Consider the following 14,266-nt stretch of genomic DNA (forward strand, 5'->3'; position numbering starts at 1 on the left):
GAAGAGGGGCCGGGCGGCGGTGTCATGCCACGGAACGCGGAATTCTAGGGCAGCCCGGGCCCCCGGAACCACGCCGTGGGTTACCCTTGGAACCTGCTCCGCCGCCGATTGCATGATTCCCCGCCGCCCCCTGTTGCTGATCACCGCCCTGGTGCTGGCCCTGCACGCCCTGGTGCTGGGCGGCACGGCGCCGCATTGGGCAGGGGCTCCGGCCGAGGCGCCGCCGGTCTTCGCCACGCGCACCGTCGCCGCGCCGCCGCCCGCGCCCGCCGCGCGGGTGGCCGAGGCGGCTCCAGCGCCAGCGGCACGGCCTGCGCCACGCAAGAAGCCGCGCCCGAAACCCGCCACGCCCGCCGCTGAAACCACGACCGCCCCCCCGCTGATCGCAGAGAGCGCCAGCGAGGCCGGCCCTGCCGCCGAGCCGGCACCAGACAGCGCCACCGCGCAGGCCGCGCCAGCCCCCGAAACACCCGCCAGCCCGCCCCCCGCCGACCCGGCGCCCCCCGAAGCCCCGGCCGCGCCGGGCAGCGCCATCGCCATCACGCCACCCGGCGCGGCCGAGGACGCGGGCAGCCCGCAGCCCCCCGCCGTGCGCCTGCCCGCGCCCGCGCGCCTGGGCTTCGACGTGGCGGGCCAGTCCAAGGGTTTCCAGTACAGCGCGCGGGCCGAGCTGCTGTGGCAGCACGACGGCCAGCAGTACCAGGCGCGGCAGGAGATCAGCGTGCTGTTCCTGGGCTCGCGCACGCAGACCAGCGTGGGCGAGATCACGCCCCTGGGCCTGCAGCCCCGGCGCTTCGGTGACCGCTCGCGCAGCGAGCAGGCCGCGCATTTCGACTTCGCCCAGGGGCGCGTGACCTTCAGCGCCAACACGCCGTCCGCCCCCATCGCGCCCGGCGCGCAGGACCGGCTCAGCGTTTTCCTGCAACTCGGCGCCCTGCTCGCCGCGACGCCGCAGCGCTTTGCCGTGGGCACGCGCATCAGCATCCCCACCGTGAGCGCGCGCGCCGCCGACACCTGGACCTTCACGGTCGAGGGCGAGGAAACGCTGGAGCTGTCCATGGGCAGCTTGCATGCCGTGCAGCTGCAGCGCCTGCCGCGCCGCGACTACGACCAGAAGGCGCAGGTCTGGCTGGCGCCCGGGCTGGACTACCTGCCCGCGCGCATCCGCATCACCCAGGCCAATGGCGACTTCGCCGAGCTGAACCTGCGCAGCCATGCGCAGCCGTAAGAGCCTGCTCAAAGAAGCGTTCCGCCCCTTTCCCTGACACGGCCCGGTTTTCGTGGAATACTGGGGCCGTAGTGGATTCGGACTTGAACTTGCCGTCGCCGTTGCCATCTGACAGTAGGAAAGATCAGGGAGAACACCATGCACATGCTCTACGACTCGGACTCCTTCGTGGTGGTCCACATGCTGCCCGATGCCGTGGACGCAGGCAGCCCCGCTGCGGACGACGCGGCGCCGTCCGTGCCCCAGCTGGCGCGCCATGGGTTCGAGATCGTGGACAAACGCTCGGGCAAGGAGGTCTACCTCGACGGCTCCTGGGCCGAGATGTTCCAGCAGCAGATCCTCGCCTGGCAGCGCGATGCCCCCACGCAGGAAGAGGTGGAGGACACGCTGGACCGCTACACCGGGCTGGCGCAGAACCCGGTCGTCATTCACTGATGCTTTGGGCCTTCAGCGCTTACCCACAAAGCGTCAGAAGCTATTGATTCAATAGCACAGTATCTTCAATCCACGGCGCCACGCCGGCGCCGCATCTCCGCGCCCATGGACTGCACCACGGCGGGCGCCAGCAAGGCCCGGGCCGCCGGGTACACCACCTCCTCCTCGATGCGGATGTGCTCCGCATAGATGCCCGCGAAGCGTTCCAGCACGGTCTCGTCCTCGGAGCCGAAGGCAGCGCGCCGGCCCTCGGCCAGCGCCAGCAGCAGGGCGCGCGCGGCCTGCCAGTTCGCCGACATGGCCTCGTGGTCCTGCTGCAGCCGCCGCACGGCGGCCACCGCATCGGCGCCGCCACGTTCGAGCAGCGGCGGGAAGACATGCAATTCTTCATCCTCGTGGTGCAGCGGCGCGGCGATGTCGAAGTAGCGCAGGACGTCGCGCGCGGCCTGGCGCGCGGAGTCGTCGCACGCATGGCCGCGCAGGTAGTCCCGCAACCGGTGCAACAGCGCCAGCGAGCGCTGCACGCGCTCGTGGCAGGCCGTGAGCATCTCGAACGGGGTATCGAAGCCCACGGCGGCATCGCCGAAACCGGGCAGGGCGTTGGAAGCCGTCATATCAATCCAGGGTAGTGAGGTAGTCCGCCGGCACGGGCCGCGCGCGCGCCGCCTTGCGCGAGAGCACGGTGCCCAGGCTGACGAAGCACAGCGCCTGCTCATCCTCGCGCAGCCCGAACAGCGCGCGCAGGGCCTGCGAGCACAGCGCCTGGCCGCTGGTGAGCGCCGAGCCAAAGCCCAGCGCCGTGGCCATCAGCAGCAGGTTCTGCACGGCGCAGCCGGCGCTGAGGATGCGCTCCTGCAGCCCCACGGCCGGGTCGCCGCGCCGGCCGTCCACGACGGCGAGCAGCAGCACGGGCGAGCGGTGCGCCTTCTCGCGCGCCTGCTCCAGCTGCTCGGGCAGGGCGGTGGCGTCGCGCTCCAGCAGGGCGGCGGCGAAGGCGTCGGCCAGGCGCGGGCGCTGCGCCTGCGGCACGAGCACGAAGCGCCAGGGCAGGATCTGCCCATGGTCGGGCGCATGGGCAGCGGCGGCCACGATGGTCTGGAGCTGCCGCGCGTCGGGCCCGGGCGCGCCCAGCCGCTTGGGCAGGATGGTCTGGCGCGCCTGCATGAGCGCGGCCGCCAGGGCGGCAGCCTCGTCGCCGGGCGCGAGGCTCTGCCCCCCTGCCTCTTCCATGGCTCCGTGCTTCATAGCCTCAGTGATCCATGGCGCCATGGGCCGCCCGCAGCCCCTGAAACCGGCACGACCCAGGCCAGCGGCCACCGCGCAAGGGCCGCCCCGCCGCGCGGGTGGCGTCCCCCTTTCCGCACCGCGCAGCGGGGCGAGAGAAGGGGGAAGGCGCACAGCGCCACAGGGGGTTGTTCATATATTCAGCCGGGACGGCCGTCCGCGCGCAGGCGGCCATACCAGGCGCCGAGCCGCACGCCCCAGACAATCACCACGCCCAGCCACAGGCTGGCGGCCCCCAGCAGCAACCAGCCCGACCACTGGTGCGGCACGGCGGCGACGATGCGCACCACGGTGGCCACCTGCAGCACCCAGAACAGCGACCAGGCGATGCTGTCGGCCACGAGCGCGCGGCCGCTGTGGCCGCACGAAACGCGCGTGACCATGGCCAGCATCAGCGAACCCAGGCAGCCCATGGTGAGCGCATGCAGCGAACCCAGGCCCAGCAGCGGCTCGTCGTACACCAGCCAGAGAAGCTGCGTCACGCCGCCCAGCACGAACGACAGCCCAAGCCAGAGGAAACCGATGTGCAGCATGGCCAGCAGGCGGTTCTTGAGGCTTTGCACCAGCCCCCACACGCCCGCCAGCCAGAGCAGCACGCCGCCCGTGCCCAGTTCCAGCAGGCCGCGCACCAGCATCCACACCGTGCCCACCGGCCCCTCGGGCCGGCCCTCGAACTCGACCCACACGGCCGCCGCCTCGAAGACGGCGGCGCCCAGCATGAGCCAGAGCAGCCAGAACGGGCGCCAGACCTGGATGAAGGGCATGGCGCTCGACGTGAAGAAGGGGATCATGCGGTGCGCCACCACGACGTAGACGACGAGCACGAAGCCCCACAGCCCGGTGAGCGCGCAGGCGCGCGCCACGTCCTGCGCTTCTGCCACGAGGCTGGCCACGATGCCGGCCAGCGCCAGGCAGCCCGCGATCAAGGCCGCGCCGATGGCGCGCGCATGGACCTGGTCCTCGGCCCGGCTGCACAGCACGAGCCGCCAGAACAGCACGGTCATCCATGCCAGCCCCACCCAGGCCAGCGCGACGCCAGCGATGGAGATGTACGACAGGACCATCCCGCCAGCCAGCCACAGCAGCCAGCCCCCGGCCTGCAGCAGCAGGGGCTGCCGCAGCTTCTGGGTGTCCCAGGGCTGGACCCCGAGCCACTTGGGTCCGGCGGTGAACAGGAAGCCCGAGAAGAACAGCGGGATGAAACCAAACACCATCACCGCCGCGTGCAGCACCGAAGGCGACAGCGAAAAATGCATGGAGAAGGCGCCATCCGCCACCCGCGCCACCTGCATCAGCGCCCACCAGAGGCTGGAGGCGACGAGCACCACCATGGCCAGGAAGAAGCCCAGCCGGTGCGGCGCCAACATCAGGTACTGCGGGCGCCAGCGGCGATCCAGTTGCGCCAACGCCTCGGGCGGGGGCTTGCCCGAGACCGGTTTCAGCGGAATGACCGGTTTTCTGTCACTCATTCCATGGGCAGATCAAGCGTGCACGCGAAAGCAAGGCGCGCAGACAGGACACGACGTCCGGCCAGCGAAGCCGGCGCGGCCGCTGGATCCGGGAGGTGAATCACCCGCAGCTGCCCAGGTGTCCGCACTGGGTGCAGTAGTCGCAGCCGTCCTTGCGGATCATGGCGTGCGCGCCGCACTCGGAGCACTTCTTGCCCGCCATGACGGGCGGTGTGGCGGCCAGGGGCGCGTCACCGCCCTGCGGCACCTCCTGCACCACGGGCGCCTGCTGGCGCGCGCGGCGCGCCAGGATGTTCTGGATGGCGTAGGCGATGGCCGCGACCTCGGAGTCGTGCCACTTGGGCACATGCGTGCCGTCGTCCTTCTGGTGCGTGCCCAGGCGCACCGGGCCGCGGTCCCAGGCGACCTTGCGCATGTCGGACAGCGCGCGTTCCAGGAAGCCGCCGCGCGCGGCCAGCGACAGCAGGCGCATGCTCGACGTGACCCACTGCTGCGATTCGCCGCTCTGGCCCACGGGCATGAAGAACTCGATGGCGCGGTCCACCGTGCCCGTGCCGTCGGCGTTGGGCACCGGCAGGAAGGAGACGATGAGGTACAGGCGCTTCTGGCCTTCCTGCGTCCAGTAGTCCACCTTCTCGGCCACGGCCGAGAGGGCGCCCTTGGGACGGCTCTCGATCACGGTACGCATCGGGTCCACGGGCGCGGCTTCGGGCGCGGCGGGGGCGGACTTCTTGTCGGCCTCGGGCGCTGCGTGCACTTCCAGTACGGAACCCAGGATGTTGTTCGGGCGGTAGGTGGCCAGTCCCTTGAGGCGGGCGCGCCAAGCCTGCAGGTACAGGCCCTTGAAGTCGTCGTAGGGGTAGTCGGCCGGAATGTTGACGGTCTTGGAGATGGCCGTGTCCACGAAGGGCTGCACCGTCTCCATCATGGCGATGTGATCCTGGGCCGACATCTCCAGCGCCGAGACGAAATACTCGGGCAGCTGGGTCACGTCGCCGCCCAGCTCACGGTACAGGCGCCAGGAATGGTCTTCCACGGCGTACTCGGCCATGCTGCCGTCGGCCTCGCGCTTCTTGCGCTTGTACATCCAGGAGAACGGCGGCTCGATGCCGTTGGAGGCGTTGTCGGCGAAGGCCAGGCTCACGGTGCCGGTGGGCGCGATCGACAGCAGGTGGCTGTTGCGGATGCCGTGCTGGCGGATCTGCTTCTTCAGCGCGGCCGGCAGGCGGCTGGCGAAGGTGCCGTCGGCCAGGTAGCCAGCGGCATCGAATGCCGGGAAGGCGCCCTTCTCGCGCGCCAGTTCCACCGAGGCGCCGTAGGCGCTGTCGCGCATGTGCTCGGCGATGCGCGCGGCCATCTCGCGGCCTTCCTGGCTGTCGTAGCGCAGGCACAGCATGGCCAGGGTGTTGCCCATGCCGGTGAAGCCCACGCCGATGCGGCGCTTGGCCTTGGCCTCGGCGTCCTGCTGCGGCAGGGGCCAGAAGGTCACGTCGAGCACGTTGTCGAGCGCGCGCACCTGCAGCGCCACCGACTTGGCGAAGGAATCGAAGTCGAACGAGGGCACGCCGTCGAAGCCGAACGGATTGCGCACGAAATGCGTCAGGATGATGGGACCGAGGTCGCAGCAGCCGTAGGACGGCAGGGGCTGCTCGCCACAGGGGTTGGTGGCGGCGATCTGCTCGCAGTAGCGCAGGTTGTTGTCCTGGTTGATGTGGTCCAGGAACAGGATGCCGGGCTCGGCGAAGTCGTAGGTCGACTTCATGATGGTGTCCCAGAGGTCGCGCGCGGGCAGGTTCTGGTAGACCCACAGGCCGTCGGCGCGCTGGTACGCGCCCTGCTCCATCACGGTGGCGCCGGGCTTGGCGCGGTGCACCAGCTCCCAGGGCTGGTCGTCGATCACGGCCTGGATGAAGGCGTCGCTCACGCCGACCGACACGTTGAAGTTGTTCCAGCGGCCCGGCGTGCGCTTGGCGGTGATGAAGTCGTGCACATCGGGGTGGTCGATGCGCAGCACGCCCATCTGCGCGCCACGGCGCGCGCCCGCGCTCTCGACGGTGGAGCAGGACTGGTCGAACACGTTGATGTAGCTGCACGGGCCCGAGGCCATGGAGTGCGTGCCCTTGACCTCGGCGCCGCGCGGGCGGATGCGCGAGAAGTCATAGCCCACGCCGCCGCCGCGGCGCATGGTCTCGGCGGCCTCGCGCAGGGCCTCGTAGATGCCGGGGAAGCCCTCGTCGTCCACGCCCTGGATGCAGTCGCCCACGGGCTGGACGAAGCAGTTGATCAGCGTGGCCTGGATGTCGGTGCCGGCCGCGCTCATGATGCGCCCGGCGCCGATGGCGCCCGCGTGCATGTTGGCGAGGAACAGGGCCTCGTATTTCTCGCGTTCTTCCGGTTTCTCCACCGACGCCAACGCCTTGGCCACGCGGCGGAACAGATCCTCGGCACTGGTTTCGCCCGCCTTGAGGTATTTTTCCTTCAGCACATCGAGGCTGATGGGCTGGGTGGCCGTGACGTCGTGCGCGCGGCCCAGGTTTTCTCGCTTCATGGTTGCAATCCCGTTGATTTTTGTCTGCCGACACCCCTTCCGGTGGCATGGATGGAGGGGGTGGGGCGCGCCGGTGCGGACCGGGCGCCAGTAACCGGGCAGTGTAGCGTTTCGGGCCTGTCCGGCCCTCCGGGATTTACCTGCCCACGCCCCTCGATGCGCGTAACGTCTTGATTTACAAGGGTTGTAAATTTTTGTTGTCGGTTTTTTTGCACAACCGGAATGCAAGGGTTTTCCCTAGGCGCCATTCCCTGATCAGACAGGGGACAGGCCTTGTCTGGTCGGCCCGAGGCGCTCGCAAAGCAGTAGCATGATGTCCATGCGCCGACCTCAGCCTCCATTCCTTCCCGCCGTCCTTTTCGCGCTCTTGCTGTCGCTTTCGGGCTGCGCGCTGGTGCGCCCCGCGTCCACGCCCTGGCCTGGCGCGCTGCAGTCGCTGCTGCCAGCCGACGTGCTGCTGCTGGGCGAGCGGCACGACGCGCCCGAGCACCAGCGGTTGCAGCGCGAGGCCATCGAATGGCTGGCCGGGCAGGGCCGGCTGGCGGCCCTGGTGATGGAAATGGCCGAGCAGGGCCACGGCACCGAGGGCCTGCCACGCGATGCCAGCGAGGCCGCCGTGCAGGCGGCGCTGGCCTGGAACGACGGCGCATGGCCCTGGCGCCAGTACGGCCCCGTGGCCATGGCGGCCGTGCGCGCGGGCGTGCCGGTGCTCGGCGGCAACCTGCCCCGGCGCGAGCTGCGCACCGCGCTGAGCGATGGCACGCTCGAAGCCCTGCTGCCCGCCGCGGACATGGAACGCCAGCGCCAGGCCGTGCGCGAAGGCCACTGCGGCCTGCTGCCCGAGGCGCGCGTGCCCGGCATGGCGCGCGTGCAGGTGGCACGCGACCAACGCATGGCCCAAACCGCCGCCGGCGCGCGGCGTCCCGGCCAGGTGGTGCTGCTGGTGGCGGGCGCGGCCCATGTCAAACGCAGCCTGGGCGTGCCCGTGCACCTGCCTGGAGATTTGAAGAAAAAAGTGGTCATAACCCACGCTGGCACTGCGGAAGAAGCTATCAAAAAAGAAGCAGACTGGCTGCAGGAGACCCCGGAACTACCACCCGACGACGCCTGCGCGCCGCTGCGCCAGCGCTGGCAGGGCACCCCGGCGCGCTGAACGCGCGGGCGGAGGGCACGGCACCCGCCCGGTGGGTGCTGCGACAATGGCGGCGATATGAAACCCCATGCCTACGTTCTCACCCTCTCCTGCCCCGACCGCCTGGGGCTGGTGCATGCCGTCTCCGGGTTCCTGCTGGAACAGGGCGGCAACATCGAAGAGGCCGCACAGTTCAATGACGACGACACCGGCCTGTTCTTCATGCGCGTGCAGTTCGCCTGCGGGCAGCACGACCATGCCACGCTCAAGGAGCGCATGGCCGCCTTCGCCACGCCCTTCCAGATGCGCTGGAGCCTGCACGCCCTGGCCGAGCCGATGCGCACCGTGCTCATGGTCAGCCGCGAGGGCCATTGCCTCAACGACCTGCTGTTCCGCTGGAAGAGCGGCCTGCTGCCGGTGGACATCCGCGCCATCATCAGCAACCACCGCGACTTCTACCAGCTCGCCGCCAGCTACAACGTGCCCTTCCACCACATCCCGGTGACGGCCGCCACCAAGGCGCAGGCCGAGGCGCGCCAATTCGAGATCATCGAGCAGGAAGGCGCCGAACTGGTGGTGCTGGCACGCTACATGCAGGTGCTGTCGAACGACCTGTGCACCAAGCTGGCGGGCCGCGCCATCAACATCCACCACAGCTTCCTGCCCAGCTTCAAGGGCGCCAAGCCCTACTACCAGGCACACGACCGGGGCGTGAAGCTCATCGGCGCCACGGCGCACTACGTGACGGCCGACCTCGACGAGGGTCCGATCATCGAACAGGACGTGGCCCGTGCCGACCACACCGACACCGTGGAGGACCTCACCGCGCGCGGCCGCGACACCGAAAGCCAGGTGCTGGCGCGTGCCGTGAAGTGGCACAGCGAGCACCGCGTGCTGCTCAACGGCCACCGGACGGTCGTCTTCCGCTGACCGGGACACACGCCATGGCCACGGAACGCGCCCCGCTGGACTCCGCGCCCGGCGCCGGAGCGCGGCGCATTCCGCCCATCCAGTGCCTGCTGACCTTCGAGGCGCTGGCGCGGCTGCGCAGCGTCACGCTCACGGCCGACGAGTTGTGCGTCACGCCCAGCGCCGTGAGCCACCGCGTCAAGCAGCTGGAGCAGATCCTGGGCACGCAGCTCTTCGGCCGCGCCGACTTTTCGCTCACCACCGACGGCATCGCCTACCTGGCCCATGTGCGCGAGGGCCTGACCGCGCTGCAGCGTTTTCCCGGTGTCGCCGCCGCGCCCGGCAAGCGGCGGCTGAAGCTGGCCGTCACGCCCACCTTTGCGCGCGTCATCCTGATCCCGCGCCTGCGCCAGTTCACCGAGGCCTACCCCGAGATCGACCTGGCGCTGCAGATCTCCATCCCGCTGCTGGACGTGGTGGCCGAGGACGCGGACCTCATGGTGCGCTTCGGCAGCGGGCACTACGCCGACGTCGAGCACGCCGAGATCGCGCGCGACGTGGTCACCCCCCTGGCCTCGCCCGCCTGGCTGCGCGAGCACGGGCCTTTCGAGCGGCCCGAGGAGCTGGACCCCGCCACCCTGCTGCGCAGCCCGCTGGAGCCCTGGCGCACCTGGTTCAGCGCCGTGGGGCTGGACTGGACCGAGCCCGGCTCTGGCTCGCAGTTCAACGACATCGGCCTGATGTGCGACGCCGCCGCCGCCGGCATGGGCGTGGCGCTGGTGCGCCTGAAGCTCGGCGCCCCCTGGATCGAGCAGGGCTCGCTGGTGCGCCTGTTCGAGACCGATGCCCCCAGCCCCCACGCCCACTACCTGTGCTGGCGCACCGGGACCATGGACCGCTGGGAGTGCGCCGCCTTCGCCGAGTGGCTGCACAAGACCATCTTCTGATTTCAAGCAAAACAAGCCTTCAGACCAATCAATTCAAGCGCCATTAGCTCCTGAATTGATAGCACAAAACGCGCCAGTCGAGGACATTTCACGCGGCGCTGCAATAAACATCAGCCCCGCCCGGCCCGGCATGGCGCTACAGTGGCGCCATGAACTCCGCCAGCGCCGCCACCCCCGCCACCGCACCGCCTTCCGAACGCGCCGCGCGCCAGGCCGAGGTGGTGCAGGCCCTGCTGCAGCACCTGCCCGCGCACGCGCTGCTGTGGCACACCGAGGACACCACCCCCTACGAATGCGACGGACTCACCGCCTACCGCCAGCGCCCGCTGGTGGTGGCGCTGCCCGAGACCGAGGCGCAGGTGCAGGCCGTGCTGCGCGCCTGCCACCGCCTGAATGTGCCCGTGGTGGCGCGCGGCGCGGGCACCGGCCTGTCGGGCGGCGCGCTGCCGCACGCGCAGGGCGTGACGCTCTCGCTCGCCAAGTTCAACCAGATCCTGTCGCTCGACCCGGTGGGCCGCACCGCGCGCGTGCAGTGCGGCGTGCGCAACCTGGCCATCAGCGAGGCCGCGGCGCCCCATGGCTTGTACTATGCGCCCGACCCCAGCAGCCAGATCGCCTGCACCATCGGCGGCAACATCGCCGAGAACTCGGGCGGCGTGCACTGCCTGAAATACGGCCTGACGGTGCACAACGTGCTGCGCGTGCGCGGCTTCACGGCCGAGGGCGAGGAGGTCACTTTTGGCAGCGAGGCGCTCGACGCGCCGGGCTACGACCTGCTGGCCGCCGTGATCGGCAGCGAGGGCATGCTGGCCGTGGCGCTGGAAGTGACCGTCAAGCTCGTGCCCAAGCCGCAACTGGCGCGCTGCATCATGGCCAGCTTCGACGACGTTCGCAAGGCGGGCGACGCGGTGGCCGCCGTGATCGCCGCAGGCATCATCCCGGCCGGGCTGGAGATGATGGACAAGCCCATGACCGCCGCCGTGGAGGACTTCGTGCACGCCGGCTACGACCTCACGGCCGAGGCCATCCTGCTGTGCGAGAGCGACGGCACGCCCGAGGAGGTGGAGGAAGAGATCGCGCGCATGAGCGCCGTGCTGCAAGGCGCCGGCGCCACCGCCCTGGCGGTGAGCCAGGACGAGGCCGAGCGCCTGCGCTTCTGGAGCGGGCGCAAGAATGCCTTCCCCGCCAGCGGCCGCATCAGCCCCGACTACATGTGCATGGACTCGACCATCCCGCGCAAGCGCCTGGCCGACATCCTGCTGGCCATCCAGGACATGGAGAAGAAATACGGCCTGCGCTGCGCCAACGTGTTCCACGCGGGCGACGGCAACCTGCACCCGCTGATCCTGTTCGACGCCAACGACGCCGACCAGCTGCGCCGCGCCGAAGCCTTTGGCGCCGAGATCATGGACACCAGCGTGACCATGGGCGGCGCCATCACCGGCGAACATGGCGTGGGCGTGGAAAAGCTCGCCAGCATGCGCGTGCAGTTCACGGACGCCGAACTGGCGCAGATGGAGGACCTCAAGCGCGCCTTCGACCCGCAGGGCCTGCTCAACCCCGGCAAGGTGATCCCCACGCCCAACCGCTGCGGCGACATGGGGATGATGAAGGCCGTTCAGGGGGCGCTCGGCCGGGCCTGAGCCTCCAGCCAGTCGCGCAAGGCCTGCAGCGCCTCCGAGCCCGGCCGGTGCTGGGGCTGCACGAACCAGTAGCCCTGCGTGCCGGGCAGTTCCTGCGGGTGCGCCTGCACGAGCTGACCGGCCTGCAGCGCCTCGCGCGCCAGCAGCAGCGGCACCAGGCCCACGCCCAGCCCAGCGGCTGCGGCGGCGATCACCATGGAAAACTGCTCGTAGCGCGGCCCGCGCGAAGCGTGCAGCGTGTAGTGCCAGCCGCGCTCGGCATACCAATCGCGCCAGGCCTGCGCGCGCGTGGCCAGCGTGAGGTGCGGACACCGCAGCCAGGCCGCCTCGTCGCCCAGGGCCTGCGCGGCGGCGTACTGCGGGCTGCACACGGGCACGCACGGGCCCTCGGGCACGACCATGCAGCCTTGCGTATCGGGCCAGAGGCGGTCGCCGTAATAGATCGCGGCGTCGAACCCGCTTTCGTCGAACGCGAACACCTCCGAGCGCGCCGCCAGGTTGAGCGTGATGCGCGGGTGCAGCGCCGCGAACCGCGGCAGGCGCGGGATCAGCCACTGCGTGCTGAAGGTGGACACCACGGCCAGGTTCAGCACGTAGCCCTCCTCCCGGCCCACGCGGATTTCTTGCGTGTCGCGCTCGATCTGCTCCAGGTGCCGGCGGATGCGCGCGGCGTAGCTGCGGCCGGTGTCCGTCAGCGCCAGGCGCTGGCGCGCGCGCACGAACAGCGTCACGCCCAGGCGCGCTTCGAGCGCGGCCACATGGCGGCTCACCGCGCTCGGGGTAAGCGCCAGCTCCTCGGCCGCGCGCGAGAAGCTCTGCAGCCGCGCCGAGGCCTCGAAGGCCTGGAGAACGCCCAGGCTGGGGATGTCTTTTCTCATGGCAGGCACCGCCTCCAATCATTCATAAAACTCAACAAGTTTGACAGACATAGCAGTTGTTCAATGCACTGGGCGCAATTACCATGGGCCGACGTTCTTTCAGCCCCCGCATGCGCGGGGAGCCTTTTTTGTCCCGCTGCCTTTTCCCCTGCCTGCCCATGACCGCCTCCTCCACCTCCCTTTTCGACACCGTCCTGCAGCAACTGGGCCTGGACCTCGCCCCCTGGCGTGGCCCCGACCTGGCCGTGCGCGCGCCACGCGACGGCGCCGTCTACACCCGGCTGGCCAGCCACGGCCCCGTACAGGCCCAAGCCCTGATCGACGAAGCGCACGCCGCCTTCCTGCAGTGGCGCGCCACGCCCGCCCCGGTGCGCGGCGAACTGGTGCGCCGCCTGGGCCAGAAGCTGCGCCAGCACAAGGAGGCCCTGGGCCTGCTGGTGTCGCTGGAGGCGGGCAAGGTGCGCTCCGAAGGACTGGGCGAGGTGCAGGAAATGATCGACATCTGCGACTTCGCCGTGGGCCTGTCGCGCCAGCTGCACGGCCTAACGATCGCCAGCGAGCGCCCCGGCCACCGCATGATGGAAACCTGGCACCCGGTGGGCGTGGTCGGCGTGATCTCGGCCTTCAACTTCCCCGTGGCCGTGTGGGCCTGGAACGCCGCGCTGGCCCTGGTGTGCGGCAACGCCGTGGCCTGGAAACCGTCGGAAAAGACGCCGCTGTGCGCCATCGCCTGCCACCACCTGCTGCGCCAGACGCTGGCCGAATTCAGTGCCGAGCAGGGCGTGGCCGCCCCCACCGCCCTGTCCACCCTGCTGCTGGGCGGACGCGAGGTGGGCGAGCTGCTCGCGCGCTCGCCGCGCGTGCCCGTGCTCAGCGCCACCGGCAGCACGCGCATGGGCCGCGCCGTGGCGGTGGACGTGGCGCAGCGCTTTGGCCGCAGCATCCTGGAGCTGGGCGGCAACAACGCCATGGTGGTCATGCCCAGCGCCGATCTGGAACTGGCCGCGCGCGCCATCACCTTCGCCGCCGTGGGCACGGCGGGCCAGCGCTGCACCACGCTGCGCCGCCTGATCGTGCACCGCGACGTGGCCGCGCCACTGCTGGCACGGCTGGAAAAGATCTACGCCAGCGTGCGCGTGGGCGACCCTTTGGCGGACGGCGTGCTCGTCGGCCCGCTGGTGGACCGCGCTTCTTTCGAGCAGATGCAAAGCGCACTGGCCCAGGCGCGTGAACAGGGCGGCACGGTGCACGGCGGTGAGCGCGAATGCGCCGCGCTGGGCGAGGACGCCTGGTACGCCCGCCCGGCCCTGGTGCGCATGCCCACGCAGAGCGCGGTGGTGCAGCACGAAACCTTCGCACCCATCCTCTATGTGCTGACCTGCACCTGCCTGGACGAAGCCATCGCGCTGCAAAACGGCGTGCCGCAAGGCCTGTCATCGGCCATCTTCACCACCGACCTGCGCGAGGCCGAGCGCTTCCTCTCCAGCACCGGCAGCGACTGCGGCATCACCAACGTGAACATCGGCACCTCGGGCGCCGAGATCGGCGGCGCCTTCGGCGGCGAAAAGGAAACCGGTGGCGGCCGCGAATCGGGCTCCGACGCCTGGAAGGGCTACATGCGCCGCGCGACCAACACCATCAACTACAGCGACGCGCTGCCGCTGGCCCAAGGCGTGCGTTTCGACGTGTAGAGAAAAGAACACCCCCCTGAGTCGCTTCGCGCCTTCCCCCCTCTCCTGCGGGAGGGGAGACGCACCCAGTGGCCGGGCAAAGCCCGCTCCACGGGTGCCCTG

Annotated in this window: 12 protein-coding genes; 7 read left to right on the forward strand and 5 right to left on the reverse strand. The window is 70.3% G+C overall.

What is annotated here, in order from left to right; translation table 11 throughout:
• Nucleotides 1-112 precede the first annotated feature (112 nt).
• Entirely contained in the window at nucleotides 113-1,228 is a 1,116-nt protein-coding gene (locus tag D8S75_RS04340) for a DUF3108 domain-containing protein (protein ID WP_306419008.1), read from the forward strand.
• Nucleotides 1,229-1,366: 138 nt separating this feature from the next.
• Entirely contained in the window at nucleotides 1,367-1,663 is a 297-nt protein-coding gene (locus D8S75_RS04345) for a BTH_I0359 family protein (protein WP_119964710.1), read from the forward strand.
• Between the two features lie 65 nt (nucleotides 1,664-1,728).
• On the opposite strand, the gene D8S75_RS04350 is transcribed toward D8S75_RS04345, so the two are convergent.
• From D8S75_RS04350 to D8S75_RS04365, 4 genes are all read right to left on the reverse strand, one after another.
• Nucleotides 1,729-2,277 carry a hemerythrin domain-containing protein gene (locus D8S75_RS04350; RefSeq protein WP_119964711.1) on the reverse strand — a complete coding sequence of 183 codons (549 nt, stop codon included), beginning with the start codon at nucleotides 2,275-2,277 and terminating at the stop codon, nucleotides 1,729-1,731.
• A gap of 1 nt (nucleotide 2,278) precedes the next feature.
• The gene (locus D8S75_RS04355; RefSeq protein ID WP_119964712.1) at nucleotides 2,279-2,893 is read right to left on the reverse strand and encodes a nitroreductase family protein; all 615 of its coding nucleotides are present in this window, start codon (nucleotides 2,891-2,893) and stop codon (nucleotides 2,279-2,281) included.
• 194 nt (nucleotides 2,894-3,087) lie between these two features.
• Entirely contained in the window at nucleotides 3,088-4,416 is a 1,329-nt protein-coding gene (locus tag D8S75_RS04360; protein ID WP_119964713.1) for an NnrS family protein, read from the reverse strand.
• 100 nt (nucleotides 4,417-4,516) lie between these two features.
• On the reverse strand, nucleotides 4,517-6,964 hold the full coding sequence (locus D8S75_RS04365; RefSeq protein ID WP_119964714.1) for an adenosylcobalamin-dependent ribonucleoside-diphosphate reductase: 2,448 nt from the start codon (nucleotides 6,962-6,964) through the stop codon (nucleotides 4,517-4,519).
• Nucleotides 6,965-7,283: 319 nt separating this feature from the next.
• On the opposite strand from D8S75_RS04365, the gene D8S75_RS04370 reads away from it, so the two are divergent.
• From D8S75_RS04370 to D8S75_RS04385, 4 genes are all read left to right on the forward strand, one after another.
• On the forward strand, nucleotides 7,284-8,117 hold the full coding sequence (locus D8S75_RS04370) for a ChaN family lipoprotein (RefSeq protein WP_232828892.1): 834 nt from the start codon (nucleotides 7,284-7,286) through the stop codon (nucleotides 8,115-8,117).
• 57 nt (nucleotides 8,118-8,174) lie between these two features.
• Nucleotides 8,175-9,026, forward strand: a complete 852-nt coding sequence (gene purU / locus D8S75_RS04375) for a formyltetrahydrofolate deformylase (RefSeq protein ID WP_119964716.1) — start codon at nucleotides 8,175-8,177, stop codon at nucleotides 9,024-9,026.
• A gap of 14 nt (nucleotides 9,027-9,040) precedes the next feature.
• Complete coding sequence (locus D8S75_RS04380) at nucleotides 9,041-9,952, forward strand: LysR substrate-binding domain-containing protein (RefSeq protein ID WP_119964717.1); 912 nt, start codon at nucleotides 9,041-9,043, stop codon at nucleotides 9,950-9,952.
• 149 nt (nucleotides 9,953-10,101) lie between these two features.
• On the forward strand, nucleotides 10,102-11,595 hold the full coding sequence (locus D8S75_RS04385; RefSeq protein ID WP_119964718.1) for an FAD-linked oxidase C-terminal domain-containing protein: 1,494 nt from the start codon (nucleotides 10,102-10,104) through the stop codon (nucleotides 11,593-11,595).
• Here D8S75_RS04385 and D8S75_RS04390 read toward each other — a convergent pair.
• Nucleotides 11,571-12,473 (reverse strand): LysR substrate-binding domain-containing protein, encoded by a 903-nt coding sequence (locus tag D8S75_RS04390; protein ID WP_119964719.1) that lies wholly within the window; start codon nucleotides 12,471-12,473, stop codon nucleotides 11,571-11,573. The genes D8S75_RS04385 and D8S75_RS04390 overlap by 25 nt on opposite strands.
• Nucleotides 12,474-12,631: 158 nt before the next feature.
• Between D8S75_RS04390 and amaB the strand changes: the two genes are divergently transcribed.
• The gene (amaB, locus tag D8S75_RS04395; protein WP_119964781.1) at nucleotides 12,632-14,164 is read left to right on the forward strand and encodes an L-piperidine-6-carboxylate dehydrogenase; all 1,533 of its coding nucleotides are present in this window, start codon (nucleotides 12,632-12,634) and stop codon (nucleotides 14,162-14,164) included.
• The last annotated feature ends 102 nt before the right edge of the window (nucleotides 14,165-14,266 follow it).

Source organism: Simplicispira lacusdiani, assembly GCF_003604195.1.
Taxonomy (GTDB): Bacteria; Pseudomonadota; Gammaproteobacteria; order Burkholderiales; family Burkholderiaceae_C; genus Simplicispira; species Simplicispira lacusdiani.

Coding starts and splice junctions, on each gene's coding strand:
- D8S75_RS04340 (WP_306419008.1), top strand. CDS start 113: ATGATTCCCCGCCGCCCCCTGTTGCTGATCACCGCCCTGGTGCTGGCC.
- D8S75_RS04345 (WP_119964710.1), top strand. CDS start 1,367: ATGCACATGCTCTACGACTCGGACTCCTTCGTGGTGGTCCACATGCTG.
- D8S75_RS04350 (WP_119964711.1), bottom strand. CDS start 2,277: ATGACGGCTTCCAACGCCCTGCCCGGTTTCGGCGATGCCGCCGTGGGC.
- D8S75_RS04355 (WP_119964712.1), bottom strand. CDS start 2,893: ATGGAAGAGGCAGGGGGGCAGAGCCTCGCGCCCGGCGACGAGGCTGCC.
- D8S75_RS04360 (WP_119964713.1), bottom strand. CDS start 4,416: ATGAGTGACAGAAAACCGGTCATTCCGCTGAAACCGGTCTCGGGCAAG.
- D8S75_RS04365 (WP_119964714.1), bottom strand. CDS start 6,964: ATGAAGCGAGAAAACCTGGGCCGCGCGCACGACGTCACGGCCACCCAG.
- D8S75_RS04370 (WP_232828892.1), top strand. CDS start 7,284: ATGCGCCGACCTCAGCCTCCATTCCTTCCCGCCGTCCTTTTCGCGCTC.
- purU (WP_119964716.1), top strand. CDS start 8,175: ATGAAACCCCATGCCTACGTTCTCACCCTCTCCTGCCCCGACCGCCTG.
- D8S75_RS04380 (WP_119964717.1), top strand. CDS start 9,041: ATGGCCACGGAACGCGCCCCGCTGGACTCCGCGCCCGGCGCCGGAGCG.
- D8S75_RS04385 (WP_119964718.1), top strand. CDS start 10,102: ATGAACTCCGCCAGCGCCGCCACCCCCGCCACCGCACCGCCTTCCGAA.
- D8S75_RS04390 (WP_119964719.1), bottom strand. CDS start 12,473: ATGAGAAAAGACATCCCCAGCCTGGGCGTTCTCCAGGCCTTCGAGGCC.
- amaB (WP_119964781.1), top strand. CDS start 12,632: ATGACCGCCTCCTCCACCTCCCTTTTCGACACCGTCCTGCAGCAACTG.